Source organism: Boseongicola aestuarii (assembly GCF_900184815.1).
GTDB classification, from domain to species: domain Bacteria; phylum Pseudomonadota; class Alphaproteobacteria; order Rhodobacterales; family Rhodobacteraceae; genus Boseongicola; species Boseongicola aestuarii.
This window is the reverse complement of the sequence record NZ_FXXQ01000002.1, coordinates 220212-236278: the sequence shown is the minus strand read 5'-3', so window position 1 is coordinate 236278 and position 16067 is coordinate 220212. Positions and strand designations below refer to the sequence as shown.

At 59.0% G+C, this 16067-nt stretch carries 15 protein-coding genes; 13 read left to right on the top strand and 2 right to left on the bottom strand.

Translation table 11 applies throughout. The features are described 5' to 3' along the window. The 13 genes from BOA8489_RS04095 to BOA8489_RS04035 all read left to right on the top strand — a co-directional run bounded on the left by BOA8489_RS04095 (position 1) and on the right by BOA8489_RS04035 (position 12779). Positions 1-471, top strand: a complete 471-nt coding sequence (locus tag BOA8489_RS04095) for an ExbD/TolR family protein (RefSeq protein ID WP_093972711.1) — start codon at positions 1-3, stop codon at positions 469-471. Next, entirely contained in the window at positions 434-1600 is a 1167-nt protein-coding gene (gene tolA / locus BOA8489_RS04090) for a cell envelope integrity protein TolA (RefSeq protein WP_093972710.1), read from the top strand. The genes BOA8489_RS04095 and tolA overlap by 38 nt, the downstream gene beginning before the upstream one ends. Continuing rightward, positions 1597-2925 carry a Tol-Pal system beta propeller repeat protein TolB gene (tolB, locus tag BOA8489_RS04085; RefSeq protein ID WP_093972709.1) on the top strand — a complete coding sequence of 443 codons (1329 nt, stop codon included), beginning with the start codon at positions 1597-1599 and terminating at the stop codon, positions 2923-2925. The genes tolA and tolB overlap by 4 nt, the downstream gene beginning before the upstream one ends. 73 nt (positions 2926-2998) lie before the next feature. Next, positions 2999-3517, top strand: a complete 519-nt coding sequence (pal, locus tag BOA8489_RS04080; RefSeq protein ID WP_093972708.1) for a peptidoglycan-associated lipoprotein Pal — start codon at positions 2999-3001, stop codon at positions 3515-3517. A gap of 13 nt (positions 3518-3530) precedes the next feature. Next, the gene (locus BOA8489_RS04075) at positions 3531-4358 is read left to right on the top strand and encodes a tetratricopeptide repeat protein (protein WP_093972707.1); all 828 of its coding nucleotides are present in this window, start codon (positions 3531-3533) and stop codon (positions 4356-4358) included. Further along, positions 4355-5662: a tRNA lysidine(34) synthetase TilS gene (gene tilS, locus BOA8489_RS04070; protein ID WP_245813657.1), complete on the top strand. Its 1308-nt coding sequence runs from the start codon at positions 4355-4357 to the stop codon at positions 5660-5662. The genes BOA8489_RS04075 and tilS overlap by 4 nt, the downstream gene beginning before the upstream one ends. Positions 5663-5744: 82 nt before the next feature. Next, positions 5745-7673, top strand: a complete 1929-nt coding sequence (gene ftsH, locus BOA8489_RS04065) for an ATP-dependent zinc metalloprotease FtsH (protein WP_093972706.1) — start codon at positions 5745-5747, stop codon at positions 7671-7673. A 112-nt stretch (positions 7674-7785) separates the two neighbouring features. Beyond that, entirely contained in the window at positions 7786-8280 is a 495-nt protein-coding gene (locus BOA8489_RS04060) for a hypothetical protein (protein WP_093972705.1), read from the top strand. A gap of 13 nt (positions 8281-8293) precedes the next feature. Further along, the gene (locus BOA8489_RS04055; RefSeq protein WP_093972704.1) at positions 8294-8875 is read left to right on the top strand and encodes an MOSC domain-containing protein; all 582 of its coding nucleotides are present in this window, start codon (positions 8294-8296) and stop codon (positions 8873-8875) included. A 164-nt stretch (positions 8876-9039) separates the two neighbouring features. Then, positions 9040-10716, top strand: coding sequence for a formate--tetrahydrofolate ligase (locus BOA8489_RS04050; RefSeq protein ID WP_093972703.1), 1677 nt, complete (start codon positions 9040-9042; stop codon positions 10714-10716). A gap of 5 nt (positions 10717-10721) precedes the next feature. Further along, positions 10722-11168 (top strand): OsmC family protein, encoded by a 447-nt coding sequence (locus BOA8489_RS04045; protein ID WP_093972702.1) that lies wholly within the window; start codon positions 10722-10724, stop codon positions 11166-11168. 10 nt (positions 11169-11178) lie between these two features. After that, the gene (gene folD, locus BOA8489_RS04040) at positions 11179-12087 is read left to right on the top strand and encodes a bifunctional methylenetetrahydrofolate dehydrogenase/methenyltetrahydrofolate cyclohydrolase FolD (RefSeq protein ID WP_093972701.1); all 909 of its coding nucleotides are present in this window, start codon (positions 11179-11181) and stop codon (positions 12085-12087) included. Between the two features lie 56 nt (positions 12088-12143). Beyond that, positions 12144-12779, top strand: a complete 636-nt coding sequence (locus BOA8489_RS04035; protein ID WP_093972700.1) for a CDGSH iron-sulfur domain-containing protein — start codon at positions 12144-12146, stop codon at positions 12777-12779. Here the strand turns inward: BOA8489_RS04035 and pdeM are convergent. Both pdeM and BOA8489_RS04025 read right to left on the bottom strand, forming a co-directional pair. Continuing rightward, positions 12776-13444 (bottom strand): ligase-associated DNA damage response endonuclease PdeM, encoded by a 669-nt coding sequence (gene pdeM, locus BOA8489_RS04030; RefSeq protein ID WP_093972699.1) that lies wholly within the window; start codon positions 13442-13444, stop codon positions 12776-12778. The two genes, BOA8489_RS04035 and pdeM, sit on opposite strands and share 4 nt — an antisense overlap. Before the next feature lie 133 nt (positions 13445-13577). Then, positions 13578-16025: a ligase-associated DNA damage response DEXH box helicase gene (locus tag BOA8489_RS04025; RefSeq protein WP_093972698.1), complete on the bottom strand. Its 2448-nt coding sequence runs from the start codon at positions 16023-16025 to the stop codon at positions 13578-13580. Positions 16026-16067 lie beyond the last annotated feature (42 nt).

The following is a 16067-nucleotide window of genomic DNA, read 5'->3' as shown; positions in this document are numbered from 1 at the left end:
ATGGCTGGCAGCGTCCTGGAAAAGGGTGGCGGATCGCGCAGGCGGGGTCGGCGGTCACGGGCCAAGCCGATGGCCGAGATCAACGTCACACCCTTTGTCGATGTGATGATGGTGCTTCTTATTATCTTCATGGTGGCGGCGCCGTTGCAGGTTGTGGGTGTGCCGATTGAATTGCCGCGCACGGCGGCGCAGTCCTTGCCGACCGAGCAGGAGACGCCCTTGACAGTGACGTTGACGGCGGATGGCGCTGTGACAATCCAGACGACGGAAGTGGCCGACGGTGACATTGTCGGGCGATTGCAGGCGATTTTGACCGAGCGGACGTCGGACCGGGTGTTTTTGCGCGCCGATGCGGCTGTGCCTTATGGTCGGGTGGCCACGGTGATGGGCGCGATGAATGCCGCTGGGATTACCAATATTGGACTTGTGACTGATGACGGCGGTCCGCGCCTTAACGGTCAGGGCGGTTGAGGCGGTTTTGCGCACGGGCTGGTATATCTCTGGTGTCGGGCACGGCGCACTTATTCTGTTCATCCTGTTTGGCGGGCTGTTCGCGGGCGACCGCATCCCGGAAGTGACGGTGAGCGAGGTGACGGTCTTGTCGGAAGCCGAGTATGCCGCCTTGTTGCCGCCGACGACGGCTCCGGACGTAGGGTCGGATGCCCCCGAGGTTGCGCCGCCGGCGGAAGACAAAGCGCCAGAGGCGCCGGTTGAGGATACCGCGCCCGAGGTAAGCGAGCCTGAGCAGGTGGAAGAGCCGGAAACCCCGGCGAACCCGGAATTGACGATCCCGCAGCCGATCCCGGATGCGATTGTCGAGGACAATGCTCCGATCATTGCGACACCGCCGACGGATATTGATGGTTCGTCACCCGTGGCAGACGGCACGCCGCAGCCTGCACCGCGCGTCGCGCCGACCCCGTCGATTGCGCCGCCGCCTTTGGCGGAAGCCGCGCCAGAGCGGGTAGAGGAAGCGACGCCGGACGCCGAGGCATTGCCGGAAGAGGTCGTTGAGGAAGAGACGCCTGCGGCTCCGCCCGAGGCGAGTGACAGGATCGTAACGGAAGCCGAGGAGACGCCCGAGTTGGCTCCGGCGAGTTCGATGCGCCCGCGCACACGGCCAGCACCTTCGGCTCGGCAGGCGGAAGCGCCCGCCGAAACACCGCGCGAGACTCCTCGGGAAACGCCGAGAGAGACACCGCGCGAAAACGCGACCGAGGATGCCGTCGCGGCGGCTGTAGCGGAAGCGAATGCGACACCGGCGCCAAATGTGCCGACGGGGCCGCCTTTGACGGGCGGTGAGGTCGATGGCTTCAAGATTGCGGTTGGTTCATGCTGGGTTGTTGACCCCGGAGCTCGGTCAGCAGGCGTCCGTGTGACAGTCGCCTTCTCGCTTGATCAGCAGGGTAAGCCGCTAGGCGAGGTGCGACAGGTTAGTGCCGAGGGCGGTGATGCCTCGACTCAACGTGCCGCGTTTGACGCCGCGCGACGAGCGATTCTCCGCTGTGGCGCGCGTGGATTTCCTTTACCTGTGGAAAAATACAGCCAATGGCGCGATATCGAAATGACGTTCAACCCCGAAGGGATGCAGTTCCGATGAAGGTTTTGAGTACACTTGTTCTCGGTTTGGTGATGGCCTTTGCCGCGCCTTTGATCGCGCAGGAGCGCACAGGTCCGCTTCGCATCGAGATCACTCAAGGTGTGATCGAACCGGTTCCGATCGCGGTGGCACCCTTCCTGGCTGAGAACGCTGCGGCGACGGATTTCGCGCGGCAGATTACAGCCGTTGTGGCTGCGGACCTAGTTGGAACGGGCTTATTCCGGGACGTGCCGAAAGACGCCTACATTTCGCAGGTGACCAATTTTGATGGCGGTGTGGCTTACGCAGATTGGGAGGCGATCAACGTCGAAGCGCTGGTGACGGGTGCCGTGACACTGACGAGCGATAATCGGTTGGTGGTCAAGTTCCGGCTTTTCGACATCTTCACGGGCGCGCCTTTGGGTGAGGGGTTGCAGTTTGCAGGCGGCACCGACAGTTGGCGGCGTGTGGCACACAAGGTGGCAGATCAGGTCTATGCACGGATCACGGGCGAGACAGGGTATTTCGACAGCCGTGTCGTTTATGTCGAAGAAACGGGACCGAAGAACGCCCGCGCGATGCGGCTTGCAATCATGGACTATGACGGCGCGAATATTCAGTATTTGACCGATGCATCGTCGATTGTGCTGGCGCCACGGTTTTCCCCGACCGGGGATCGCGTGTTGTTCACCAGCTACGAATCCGGGTTCCCTCAGATCTACGAACTTGCCGTCGGCACCGTGACGAAGCGGCCGCTGCAGGTGGATGTCGCGGCCATGACCTTTGCGCCGCGCTATGCGCCGAACGGGCAAACGGTGCTCTATTCTCGTTCGGAAGGCGGCAATACGGACCTTTATCGGCTGGATCTTGCCAGCGGGCAGCGCACGCGCCTGACGGACGCGCCTTCCATTGAAACCGCGCCGTCGTTTTCGCCGGATGGCAGCCAGATCGTCTTCGAGAGCGACCGTTCGGGCAATCAGCAGCTTTACGTAATGCCCGCCGGTGGCGGTGAGGCCAAGCGGATCAGCTTTGGGCAGGGCCGCTACGGCACGCCGGTCTGGTCTCCGCGTGGTGACTATATCGCCTTTACCAAGCAAAATGCAGGCCGGTTCCACATTGGTGTAATGCGCACCGATGGTTCAAACGAGCGATTGTTGACCGCGTCCTTTCTGGACGAGGGCCCGACATGGGCACCGAATGGGCGGGTTTTGATGTTCACGCGTGAAAGTGCGGGGGCCGAAGGCGAGCCAGCGTTGTTCTCGGTCGATATTTCGGGGCGCAATCTGAAGCGGTTGCCGATGCCGACGGCGGCGTCTGATCCGGCGTGGTCGCCGCTGTTACCGTGAACCGTTTCCATCTTCCACGGGGCGTGGTAATTTACGTCCAAGCAGTCAAACAAAAAAACAAACAGGTGATCTCATGACTTTTCTGAAAATGGCAGTGGCGGCCGTAGCACTTGTCGCCCTTGGTGCGTGTACGAATGCAGATCGTTTCGGCCCCGGTGGTGCGGACGCGGCAGGCGGCGGATTTGGTGCGAATGGTGGCATCGCAGGCAGCGCGAGCGACCCGACGTCTCCGGCGTTTTTCAATCAAACGATCGGCGACCGGGTCTTGTTCGCCGTCGATCAGTCGACGCTCAGCCCTGAAGCTCAGGCTGTTCTGGACCAGCAGGCGGTATGGCTGATGCAGAACTCGGCTTATCGCGCTTTGATCGAAGGCCATGCGGACGAGCAGGGCACGACCGATTACAACCTGGCACTTGGTGCACGGCGGGCAAGCTCGGTGCAGAACTATCTGATTTCGCGCGGCGTTGCGCCGAACCGGTTGCAGACCATCAGCTATGGCAAAGAGCGTCCAATCCAGATTTGTTCGGACGAAGGCTGCTATAGCCAGAACCGTCGCGCGGTCACTGTGATTACCGCAGGTGCGGGCGTCTAAGGAGCATCGTCTCATGCGTTGGATTATCATTGCCGCTGTTCTCGCCCTGGCCTCACCGGCTGTGGCGCAGGGTCGGGAACAAACACTGGCGGATATCCGTCAGGAGTTGACGGTGCTGTTCGTCGAGATGCAGAAACTACGGCGCGAGTTGTCTACGACCGGAGGTGTGAACACCAATTTGTCGGGCACGAACGCGCTGGAGCGTATGGACGCGATGGAAGCCGAATTGCAACGGCTGACGGCGGCGAATGAGGCGTTGACCAATCGTGTTGATCGTATCGTGTCGGATGGAACGAACCGGATCGGTGATCTGGAGTTCCGCCTTTGCGAACTGGAAAGCGGGTGTGACATCGGAAGCCTCGGTGACACACCCACCCTTGGCGGCGGGGCTTTACCACCCCCGGTCGCGCCGCAACCAGTTGCACCGACGAGCGATCCGACCGGTGGCGTCGAACTGGCCGTGGCGGAACGCGAGGACTTCGAACGCGCCAAGGCCTCGTTCGATGCGGGCAACTACGAAGTGGCCGTCGAGCAGTTGCAGCGCTTTTCCGACACCTATCAGGGCGGACCGCTGACTGGTCTGGCGCATTTGATGCGGGGCGAGGCTTTGCAGAACCTTGGGCTGACGTCTTCGGCGGCGCGGGCGTATTTGGAGAGCTATTCGGGGACACCGAATGGACCCACGTCTCCGACGGCCTTGCTGAAGTTGGGCGTTGCGCTGGATGGCTTGGGTCAGACGTCGGAGGCCTGCATCACACTTGGTGAAGTCACATTGCGGTATCCTGACACCGAAGCCTCGATTGAGGCGCAGACGGCGCGTGCGTCGATGGGCTGCGTGTGAGCGAGGGCGACAGGTTCGCCAGCGATGAGGGTCGGACGCACTGGCTGAGACACGCCTGCGAGTGGAGTTTTCTAGGCGCCAAGCCAAAGCGGCTGGGTGTTGCCGTTTCGGGTGGCAGCGATTCCATGGCGTTGCTGGACCTGATGGCTTGGCACTGCGCCGAGAAAGGCATCGAAATTTTTGCGGTCACGGTCGATCACGGTTTGCGGGCGGAGGCGAAGGACGAGATTGCGCTTGTGGCGAAGTATTGTGCCAAGCGGGGTGTGCCGCACTCGGTGCTTCGTTGGGAATGGGACGGCCAAGGCAATTTGCAGGGCAAAGCGCGCAAGGCGCGGTATGCGTTGATCTCAGCGTGGGCCGAGCGCAAAGGCGTCGATGTTGTGGCTCTTGGGCACACGCAAGACGATCAGGCGGAAACGGTACTGATGCGACTGGCGCGGCAATCGGGTGTCGATGGGCTGGCAGGGATGTCACGCCGTTTTGAGCGGAATGGCTTGGTGTGGATCCGGCCGTTTCTCTTTGGGCTGGAGCGGTCGGATTTACAGGATTATCTGACGAGCCAAGGCATTTTGTGGTGCAGTGATCCGACAAACGAAGATGACAGTTTCGAACGGATACGGGCGCGTCGGGCGATGGCTGCTTTGAGCGAGATCGGAATTGACAGCGAAACGCTTTGGATGGTCGCCTCCAACGCCGACGCGGCGCGGTCGGCCTTGGATCACTATGCATGGCGCGAAGTCGCCGAGAATGAAATTGTGACAATGGACCATGGCGATCTGATCTTTCCGGAGCATTTTTTGACCCCCAGAACTCAGGTGCCTGCTGAAGTTGGCCGGCGGATTTTGATTGGCGCGCTCAAATGGATGTCGGGTGCTGAGTATCCGCCGCGTCGTTCGGCGATTATCGGGATTGATGTCGGATTAATGGACGCGGATCGACACACCGTTGCGGGATGTCTGATTTCCCGAATCAAAGCGAAAAGGCGCATAAATCAAAAGCTGCGAATCACCCGTGAATACAATGCGGTAAAGGACACCACATCGTCCACGGACACGCTTTGGGATGGTCGCTGGGTCTTGGACGGACCACATGACGCAGATTTGCAGGTGCGCGCGCTTGGCGAAGCCGTGAAGGACTGCCCTGATTGGCGTGAAACTGGCTTGCCGCGTCAGTCTTTATTGGCGACTCCGGCGATTTGGCGGGGCGAGGAACTCGTTGCGGCACCCGTTGCAGGCTTGAAAAATGGCTGGGAGGCCACGGCAACAGGGCGGGGAAGTTTCGCTCAATTCCTCTTATCCCGTTGAAGATCTCCGTTTGGTGGCTATTTAGTGGTACAGTCGGAGGGGTGGCCGTTTCTGCCCCAAGAAATTCCCAAAGGAGCGTCCTTTGAACAACGCGCGCAGCATCGCCTTTTGGCTGGTTCTTTTCCTGCTGATTTTGGCGCTATTTAACCTGATTTCTGGCGGGCAGACGAATACTCAGTCTTCCACGGTCAGCTATTCCGATTTTGTCCAGCGAGTGGAAGGCGGCGACGTCTCGAACGCGACAATCGACGGCGAGCGGATCGTATTCCGCAGCTCGGACGGGCGTGACTATGTGACGATCCAGCCTGAAGGCGCAGGGGCGACGGATCTGTTGGTTGCAAATGAAGTGACGTTCCGGGCTGAGCCTCAAGAGCAGTCGGGATTTGTGACGATCCTGATGACTTTCCTGCCGTTCCTGCTTTTGATCGGTGTGTGGATTTACTTCATGAACCGGATGCAGGGCGGTGGCCGTGGCGGCGCGATGGGCTTTGGCAAATCGCGCGCGAAGCTGCTGACGGAAAAGCATGGCCGGGTGACGTTTGACGACGTGGCAGGCATTGATGAAGCCAAGGAAGAGCTGGAAGAGATCGTAGAATTCCTGCGCACGCCGCAGAAGTTCTCGCGGCTGGGCGGCAAAATTCCGAAAGGTGCTCTTTTGGTTGGTCCTCCGGGCACGGGTAAAACGCTTTTGGCCCGCGCGATTGCGGGCGAGGCGGGTGTTCCGTTCTTCACGATTTCGGGTTCCGACTTTGTCGAGATGTTCGTGGGTGTGGGTGCAAGTCGTGTACGCGACATGTTCGAGCAGGCGAAGAAGAACGCGCCGTGCATCGTTTTCATCGACGAGATTGACGCTGTCGGGCGCTCGCGAGGTGTCGGCTATGGCGGTGGCAACGACGAGCGTGAACAGACGTTGAATCAGTTGCTGGTTGAGATGGACGGTTTTGAGGCCAACGAAGGTATCATCATCGTTGCCGCGACCAACCGTCCGGACGTGTTGGATCCGGCGCTGTTGCGACCCGGTCGTTTTGACCGTCAGGTTCAGGTGCCGAACCCTGACATCAAGGGCCGCGAGAAAATTCTTGGCGTACATGCGCGCAAGGTACCTTTGGGGCCGGATGTTGATTTGCGCATTATCGCCCGGGGCACACCGGGTTTCTCGGGTGCTGATCTGGCAAACCTTGTAAACGAAAGTGCGTTGATGGCGGCCCGCGTTGGGCGTCGGTTCGTGACTATGGAAGATTTCGAGAGTGCGAAAGACAAGGTCATGATGGGCGCCGAGCGTCGTTCGATGGTGATGACCGAAGACGAGAAGAAGCTGACCGCCTATCACGAAGCGGGCCACGCGATTGTGGGCCTGAACGTGCCGCAACATGATCCGATCCATAAGGCGACGATCATTCCGCGTGGGCGGGCTTTGGGTCTGGTGTTGTCTTTGCCCGAGCGGGATCAGTTGTCCGTGACCTATACGAAGTATACGTCCAAGATCGCGATGGCGATGGGCGGACGTGTGGCTGAGGAACTGGTGTTCGGCAAAGAAAACGTCACTTCGGGCGCGTCTTCGGACATCCAGCAGGTGACGCGTATTGCACGGGCTATGGTCACGCAGTTCGGTTATGCTGATGAACTTGGCTACGTCGATTACGCCAATGAACAGCAGTCGCATCTGGGTACTTACGGAGGCGGCACGACGCATTCGAGCGAAACTCAGAAGACCATCGACGACAAGGTGAAAGCCTTGGTCGACGAAGGGTACGAGACGGCAAAGCGTATTCTGACCGAGAAGCGCGACGACCTTGAGCGTCTGGCGCAAGGTCTGTTGGAGTACGAAACGCTGACCGGGAACGAGATCACGCGCGTGATTGCGGGCGAGCCTTTGAACCGGGGCGATGACGACGATGACAAGCCGTCCGACACCGGTGGCACGGCGTCGATCACGGCCATTCCGAAGACCAAGCCCAAGTCGAAATCCTCGGATGATGACGGTGGCATGGAGCCGGAGCCCTCGGCCTGATCCGACCCGAATATTGATCATTCAATGCCCCGCCATCGCGCGGGGCATTGTTTTTTTTGGGGCTGGCGTCAATCATCGCGCTATTGAAACTAGCGAAGTATGAGGGGCGAGGATGCTGTCACAAATTGCCGATGTTGCGGACCTGATCGCGGCTGCCACCATAGTTGTTTCGCTCTTGTTTGTGGCATTCGAGATGCGCGCCACCCGCAAGCAAACCGAACTGACAAACTGGCGCGATTTGTTGCAGACGCTTACAGACTACAAGGCGCAGGTAAACGATCCAAACCTTGCAGCGGTGCTGGTGAAGGGACATGCAGACTATGGCAGTCTGAGCGATGCCGAGCGTCTGACATTTGAGATGTATCTGGAGCAGGGCGTGCATATCTTCGGTAATTTCCTGAAGCATAATGACTCGCTGCCACAAAAGCTTGTGGGGCTGGACGGTGCGATTACGAATTACTTTTTTGAGATGCTGACGACGCCGGGCGGGGCCGTTTGGTGGGAAGAGTCACAACGCCGCAAGCGGTTTATGCCCGACACCTACCGAACAACCAATTCGCTGCTGGAACGTCGTCACGCGAATGCCGGCGCGCCGGTCGAAACCTGATTGGGGCCATCGAATGCCAGCACTCATCAAGACGCAATTCACGGGTCGGGTCGAATGGCTTGGATGTGTTGCCGACCGCGCCGCGGATTTGGCGTCGGCGGGCCGGACCGAAGTCTTTGCCACTTTTGCCGGTGTCGCCGATGAAGATCATGCCGGTTTGACACGAGCGTCCTGCTCGAGGGTCGTCACGCAGTATCCCAAAGGAACAGAGATTCGAAACACGCGTCAATTCTCGGTGGTTTCCGCCGAGGAGCTGGCCACCATCGCTGCGAACATGGGTATCCCGGCGCTTGATCCGTCGTGGATCGGGGCCTCGATTGTAATTTCAGGACTGCCGGATTTCACGCATGTGCCGCCGTCATCGCGACTTCAGTTTGCAAGTGGCGCCACTTTGGTTGTCGATATGCTGAACCGTCCCTGTCATCTGCCGGTGGCAGTGATCGATCGTCACGTTCCCGGTGTGGGGCGCAAGTTCAAGACTGCGGCGCGGGGATTGCGCGGCGTGACGGCTTGGGTCGAACGCGAAGGCGCACTTCGCGTCGGTGATGACGTACGTTTGCATGTACCTCAGCAGCGGGCCTGGACGGCTGCTTGAGATCGCCTTTCGAGCCTAAAGTTTCCGATATGCAGCGCTTGGCCCCTTGCTTGGACGCAAGAGGTGTCGGAAATGTCGAAATTGACGCTTACCTGAGCCGCTTGCGGGCTTATAGCGGTTGAGAACGTCGAACGACGGCAGCTCATAACAGGGAAACCCGGGACATGGCCTACAAGACTGACATCGAGATTGCGCGTGAAGCCAACAAGAAGCCGATCATGGAGATTGGTGCCAAGTTGGGCATTGGACCGGAAGACCTTGTTCCCTATGGCCACGATAAAGCGAAAGTCAGTCAAAGCTTTATCTCCAGCCTTGCCGATAAGCCGAAGGGCAAACTGGTTTTGGTTACTGCGATCAATCCGACACCAGCTGGCGAAGGCAAGACGACAACCACGGTGGGCCTGGGTGATGGCCTTAACCGTATCGGCAAGAAGACAGCCGTGTGTATCCGCGAGGCGTCGTTGGGTCCGAACTTTGGCATGAAGGGTGGCGCTGCTGGCGGCGGCTATGCGCAGATTGTTCCGATGGAAGATATGAACCTGCACTTTACGGGTGACTTCCACGCGATCACTGCGGCTCATAACCTTCTTTCGGCAATGATCGACAACCACATCTATTGGGGCAACAGCCTTGAGATCGATGAGCGGCGCGTAACTTGGAAACGTGTTCTGGATATGAACGACCGTGCTCTGCGCGACGTCGTGACCTCGCTTGGGGGCGTGGCCAACGGGTTCCCGCGTCAAACCGGTTTTGACATCACGGTTGCCTCTGAGGTCATGGCGATCCTTTGCCTTGCGACGGATCTGAAGGACCTCGAAAAGCGTCTCGGGGACATGATCGTGGCGTATCGGCGTGATCGCACGGCCATCTACGCGCGTGATATCAAGGCGGACGGCGCGATGACCGTGCTGCTGAAAGACGCGATGCAGCCGAACCTAGTTCAGACCCTGGAAAACAACCCGGCCTTCGTGCATGGCGGTCCATTTGCGAACATCGCACACGGCTGCAACTCGGTTATTGCAACAACGACGGCGCTGAAGTTGGCGGATTTCGTGGTGACCGAGGCTGGGTTCGGCGCTGATCTGGGTGCCGAGAAGTTCATGAATATCAAGTGCCGCAAGGCTGGTCTGGCACCTGATTGCGTGGTGTTGGTGGCTACAGTGCGCGCGATGAAGATGAACGGTGGGGTCGCCAAGGCGGAGCTTGGTCAAGAGAACGTCGACGCTGTGAAGTCCGGCTGTGCGAATCTGGGTCGCCACATTGGCAACCTGAAGTCCTTTGGCGTGCCGGTGGTCGTGGCGATCAACCACTTCGTCACGGACACAGAGGCCGAAATTCAGGCCGTGAAGGACTATGTGAAGACGCAGGGTTCGGAAGCGATCCTGTCGCGCCACTGGGAGCTTGGGTCGGAAGGTTCGGAGCCGTTGGCGCGCCGTGTCGCCGAGATTGCCGAAAGTGGCGTCAGCCAGTTTGCGCCGCTGTATAAGGACGAGCTGTCGCTTTTCAGCAAGATGGAAACAATTGCAAAACGGATTTACCACGCCGATGAGGTGATAGCGGACAAAAAGATTCGCGATCAGCTAAAAGCCTGGGAAGAAGCCGGTTACGGGCATTTACCAGTTTGCATGGCCAAGACGCAATACAGCTTTACAACCGATCCAACGCAGCGCGGCGCTCCGACCGGACATACCGTGCCGGTGCGTGAAGTGCGGCTGTCGGCTGGTGCGGGGTTCGTCGTGGCGGTTTGCGGAGAGATCATGACCATGCCGGGCCTGCCGTCCAAGCCTGCGGCCGAGAACATCTGCCTCAATGACGATGGCCAGATCGAAGGTCTGTTCTAGGACATATGCATTCGGCAGAAGTCATATGGACATGCGACGGGGATTTTGCCTCCGGGCAATATTCCCGTGCACACCATTGGCGGTTTGACGGTGGGATCGAAGTGGCGGCGGCGCCGTCCCCGATGATCGTCCCGCCGCCATTGGGTTGCGCTGAAGCTGTCGATCCCGAAGAGGCCTATATCGCATCCATATCGTCGTGCCATATGCTCTGGTTTCTGGATGTGGCCTGTCGTGCCGGGTTTCAGGTAAAGTCTTACCGGGACACTGCGAAGGGTGCTTTGCGTCAAACGGACGGTATTGCCTGGATTCCGCGCGTGGATTTGCACATAGCGGTTGTCTTTTCTGGCGAGACGCCGGATGAGGCGGCGCATATGGCGCTGCATGACAAAGCGCACCACGCCTGTTTTATAGCGAATTCGGTGAAGACCGAGATCGTTGTCAACCTAGACTAAGGAACACTTCATGACGGCAACGCGCATCGACGGAAAAGCATTTGCGGCCACGGTTCGCGAAAAGGTGGCGGTTCATGTGGCCAACCTGAAGGCGGAGCATGGGATCACGCCGGGGTTGGCGGTTGTTTTGGTCGGCGAGGATCCTGCGAGCCAGGTTTATGTGCGTTCCAAGGGCAAGCAGACACAAGAGGTCGGCATGAAGTCGGTGGAGCACAAGCTTGACGCCGCGACTTCGGAGGCGGATTTGTTGGCGCTGATTGACAAGCTGAACCGCGATGAGACGATCCACGGCATTTTGGTGCAATTGCCTTTGCCGAAACATCTGAACGAAGACCTTGTGATCAACGCGATTGATCCAGCCAAGGACGTGGATGGGTTTCACATCTCGAACGTTGGACTGCTGGGCACGGGCCAAAAGTCGATGGTGCCCTGCACACCATTGGGCTGTCTGATGATGCTGCGCGACCATCACGGCAGTCTTTCAGGGATGGATGCCGTCGTTATCGGGCGGTCGAACATTGTGGGCAAGCCGATGGCTCAGCTTCTTTTGGGCGATAGCTGCACGGTCACGATTGCGCACAGCAGGACCAAAGATTTGCCCGACGTCGTACGCCGCGCCGATATCGTCGTGGCGGCTGTCGGACGTGCCGAGATGGTGCCGGGGAGTTGGATCAAGCCGGGTGCGACTGTAATAGACGTGGGCATCAACCGAGTCGATGCGGGTCTGAAGGACGACGGCTCGCCCAAGACGCGGCTTGTGGGGGACGTTGATTTTGCCAGTGCTTGCGAAATAGCAGGGGCCATCACGCCGGTGCCGGGCGGGGTCGGTCCAATGACGATTGCCTGTCTTTTGGCGAATACCTTGACCGCGTGTTGCCGGGTGAACGGTCTGGCTGAACCCGAGGGTTTGACCGTCTGAGGCTTGACCTCGCGCCACCAATCGAGTGCGTTGGTTGGGAATAGCGAGAGGTGGGCATGGCAAAGACTTACAAAGGCGAAGCGATCGAGATCGGCTTCGAGATGAATCGCTGCATTCATGCGCGCAACTGTTTCCTGAAGTTGCCGCAGGTCTTTGACCCGGCAAAGCGGCCTTGGGTGTCACCCGATGCGGCGCCGGCTGAAGAAATCGCCGCGATGATCCGCACTTGTCCGTCCGGGGCGTTGACGTTTCGTCGCCTCCAGTCGCAAGCAGATGAGACCGCGCCGGGTATTAATCGCGCGGCAGTCCTGGAGAACGGGCCGAATGCGTTTCATGGAAACCTTGTGGTTGGAGGCGAAAGACTAACGCGTGCAACGATGTGTCGGTGCGGGCAAACCAAAAATCCACCGTTTTGTGACTATTCGCATGTGGAGGCAAAATTCGCGGCAACCGGCGAGCCAGCGGCGACGGGCAAGGACGCGCCGGGCGATGATGCCGGGGAAGTCTTGGAGATCATCGGCCATGAAAACGGCCCTCTTGAAGCACGCGGATCGTTGGAGATCACCTCGGGGACGGGGCATCGCTTGCACCGTGGAACGCGGGCGTTTCTGTGTCGTTGCGGGCAGTCCAGGAACAAACCGTTTTGCGACGGCAGCCACAAGACCGCAGGATTTGAAGTACCGCAGAGTTAGGCGTCGGTTGCAATGATCCGTGGCATAGGAACAGCGAGAATGCGGCGACCGGTCAGATAGGCCGTTGCGGTGTCGGAAAAGAGACCGCGCAATTCCGGTGTGGTCCAGTTCAGGCCGCCGGTATAGGCACCGAATGCTGGCAAGATCATTCGGCGTTGATCGACCAGAAAGCATCTGCGTGACGCGGACTTGATGTAGGCTTTGGGGTGGTAGTGCCCTGATATTTCGCCGCTTTCGCATTGTGGCTTGGCGATATGGCGAAATGTCAGAGTGCTTTGGAAATGCTCGGAAAGCGTCGTCCCACCAAGCCCAAGCGGGCCGGGATCATGGTTTCCCTCGATCCAGAGCCAGCGTCTTCCCGCTTGCAACTTTTGCAGGGTCGCAAGGTGGCTTTCATCCAGTGAGTGTGCGGCCATTCGGTCGTCAAAACTGTCGCCAAGGCAAAGAACGGTTTTCGCACGCGTCGCGTAGATCTCGTCTGAAAGTCTCGTGAGTGTTTCCGTGGTCTCGTACGGCGGAAGGAGTGTGCCGCCCCGGCGCGCGATGCGTTCGGACTTCCCGAGGTGAAGATCGGAAACCACCAGCATTTCGGCCGTGGGCCAGAACATGGCTCCGGATGGGCGCAAGTCGACCATTTCGCCGCAGAATTCGATCGTATCGTTCATGCTTCGTTCTTGATGCCTGACAGTGATAATTGCAAGTGCCGGTGTTGCGCTGGTCCTTGCTTGATGAGCAGAACCTTACTGAAACGTGACTGAAAATTCATAGGGATGACCGCGCCGGGGTTCGTGCGGTAGCCTAATATGGAACGCGCCAAGCCCGTTTGTTTTCCTTCGGCAGACTTTCGAGGCCAGCGGCCTGCATTAATCTTTCGGCTTCCCGTTCTATCAGTCTTTCGCGTCCCTCTCCCATGACGGGCACCCGTCCGGGTTCAAGGAACAACGGCGCTGCCAACGGCGTGACCCGGTTCAGGATGACGTGGTCGACCCGCCCGTTGGTGCGTTCGAGCATGTTTTCGATACGTCCATAGTCCACAAGCCCCTTCATCGCTTCGTCCCGCGTAATGTCGAGCATCAGGTGATCGGGGTCGTATTTCGTGAGCGTGTCGTAGAGAATGTCGGACGAGAAACTCGTTTGCCGCCCGGTGCGTCGTTGATGTCCCCAGTTGCGCTCTAGAAGTCCGGCGATGGTGGCTGAAGCGCGGAACGTGCGCTTCATCACGGCATTGCCGGAAAGCCAGTTCTCGAAATCCTCACGCAGCGTTTCACGATCAAAAAGCGCTTTCGCATCCGGCACTTGATTTAGACCCCAGATCAGAACGGCATAGTCGGTCGCGACGAATCCAAGGGGATCAAGCCCGGCTTTTTCCATACGCTCGGTAAGCAATAAGCCAAGCGTTTGCATCGCGTTGCGACCTGCAAATCCGTAAACGCAGGTGTGGTGGCGACCATCGTGGGGGAAGCTTTCGATTAACAGCCGATCGGCAGACGGCAGCTTGGAGACCTTTTTTTGAAGCGCCAGCCAATCGGCGGTATGTGGCGGAAGTTCCGGCCAGTTGTCCCGCGCAAAGGTCTTCAGGATACGCTCGGACAGTTGCGTGGAGGTGGCGAATTTTGTCCCCATGAACGTCGCGATTTTTGGCGGTTTGTCGGCGCGTCTGGTGACTTCGACAGTTAATTCTCGCAGGCCCTCGTATCGCACGACGCGTCCGCCGATCAAAAAGGTGTCACCGGGTGTCAGTGTTGCTGCAAACCCTTCTTCGATTTCTCCGAGTGGCCTTCCCGAACCTCTGCCTTTTAGACGGACTTTCAGCGTATCGGTGTCCTGTATGGTCCCGAGATTCATGCGGATCTGTTGGGCAGCACGCGGGTCGCGCAATTGCCAACGTCCGTCGGGCAATTGTTTCAGACGTTGCCATCGGTCATAGGCGCGCAAAGCATAGCCACCGGTTGCGACCATATCGAGACAGCGGTCAAAGGCCTGTCGCGTCAGGCAGGCGAATGTGCCGCTCGTCAAGAAAGTCGAATAGAGCGCGTCCGCGTCAAATGGACCGCGGCAGGCGCGTATCAGGATGTGTTGGCACAGTACGTCACGCGGAGCCCGCCCGCGCGGTTCGCCGTCCAGATCGGCTTCGCGGACGGCTGCCAGAGCGGCGCTGCATTCAACAACTTCGAACCGGTTGGCCGGGACGATCATGGCTTTGGACGGCGCGTTGTAAGTGTGATTTGCCCGCCCGATCCTTTGGACCAGCCGTTTGACGTTCTTTGGTGCGCCGATCTGAATGACTAGGTCGACATCGCCCCAATCGATCCCAAGGTCCAGCGAACCTGTCGCGACAATGGCGCGCAGATCACCGCGAACCATGGCCGCCTCGACCCTTTCGCGCTGCTCACGCGATAGGCTGCCGTGGTGGATGCCGATAGGCAGGCTCTCATCGTTGGCCAGCCAAAGCTCGTGGAAAAAAATCTCGGCCTGTGCGCGGGTGTTGTGGAAGATAAGCGTCGTTTTGTGCTTTTTGATCTCGTCCAGAACGCGCGGAATTGCGTATTTGCCGCCGCCGCCTGACCAAGGGGGGAGCTCCTCGGTTTCAAGCATCGAAATGTCGGGCGGAGGTCCCGGGTCTGCATAAAGGACCGGGCACGGATCTGGGTGACGCGCCAGGAATTGAGCGATCGCGGCGGGGTTCTCGACGGTTGCGGATAGGCCGACGCGCCGCACGGCTGGTGCGAGGTTCTGCAGTTCAGCAAGGCAGAGCATCAGTTGATCGCCACGTTTGCTTTCGCTAAGGGCATGAATTTCATCGATGATCACGCGTGAAAGACCGGAAAACATCCGCGGTGCATCTTCATAGGTCAAAAGCAGCGCGAGGCTTTCAGGTGTAGTTAACAGAATGTGCGGCGGGTCGGCGCGCTGGCGTTTTTTGCGCGATGCGGGCGTGTCTCCGGTCCGATCTTCCACGCGTATCGGCAGGTTCATCTCTTCGATGGGTGTCCCGAGGTTCCTTCGAATGTCTGCTGCCAGCGCTTTCAGAGGCGAGACATAAATTGTGTGGAGGCCATTTCGGTCACCATGCGCCAATTCGGCGAGGGTTGGCAAAAACCCGGCAAGCGTCTTTCCGCCTCCTGTCGGGGCAATCAGCAAAAGGGACGCGGCGTCGCTGCGCTCGGCCATTTCTGTCTGGTGCGGGTGGATCGACCAACCGCGAGAGGCGAACCAATTGTGAAAGGAAGGCGGGATGGCGGACATATCAAAGGATGTAGTCCGCAAAAAAGCCCGAGGAAACCCGGG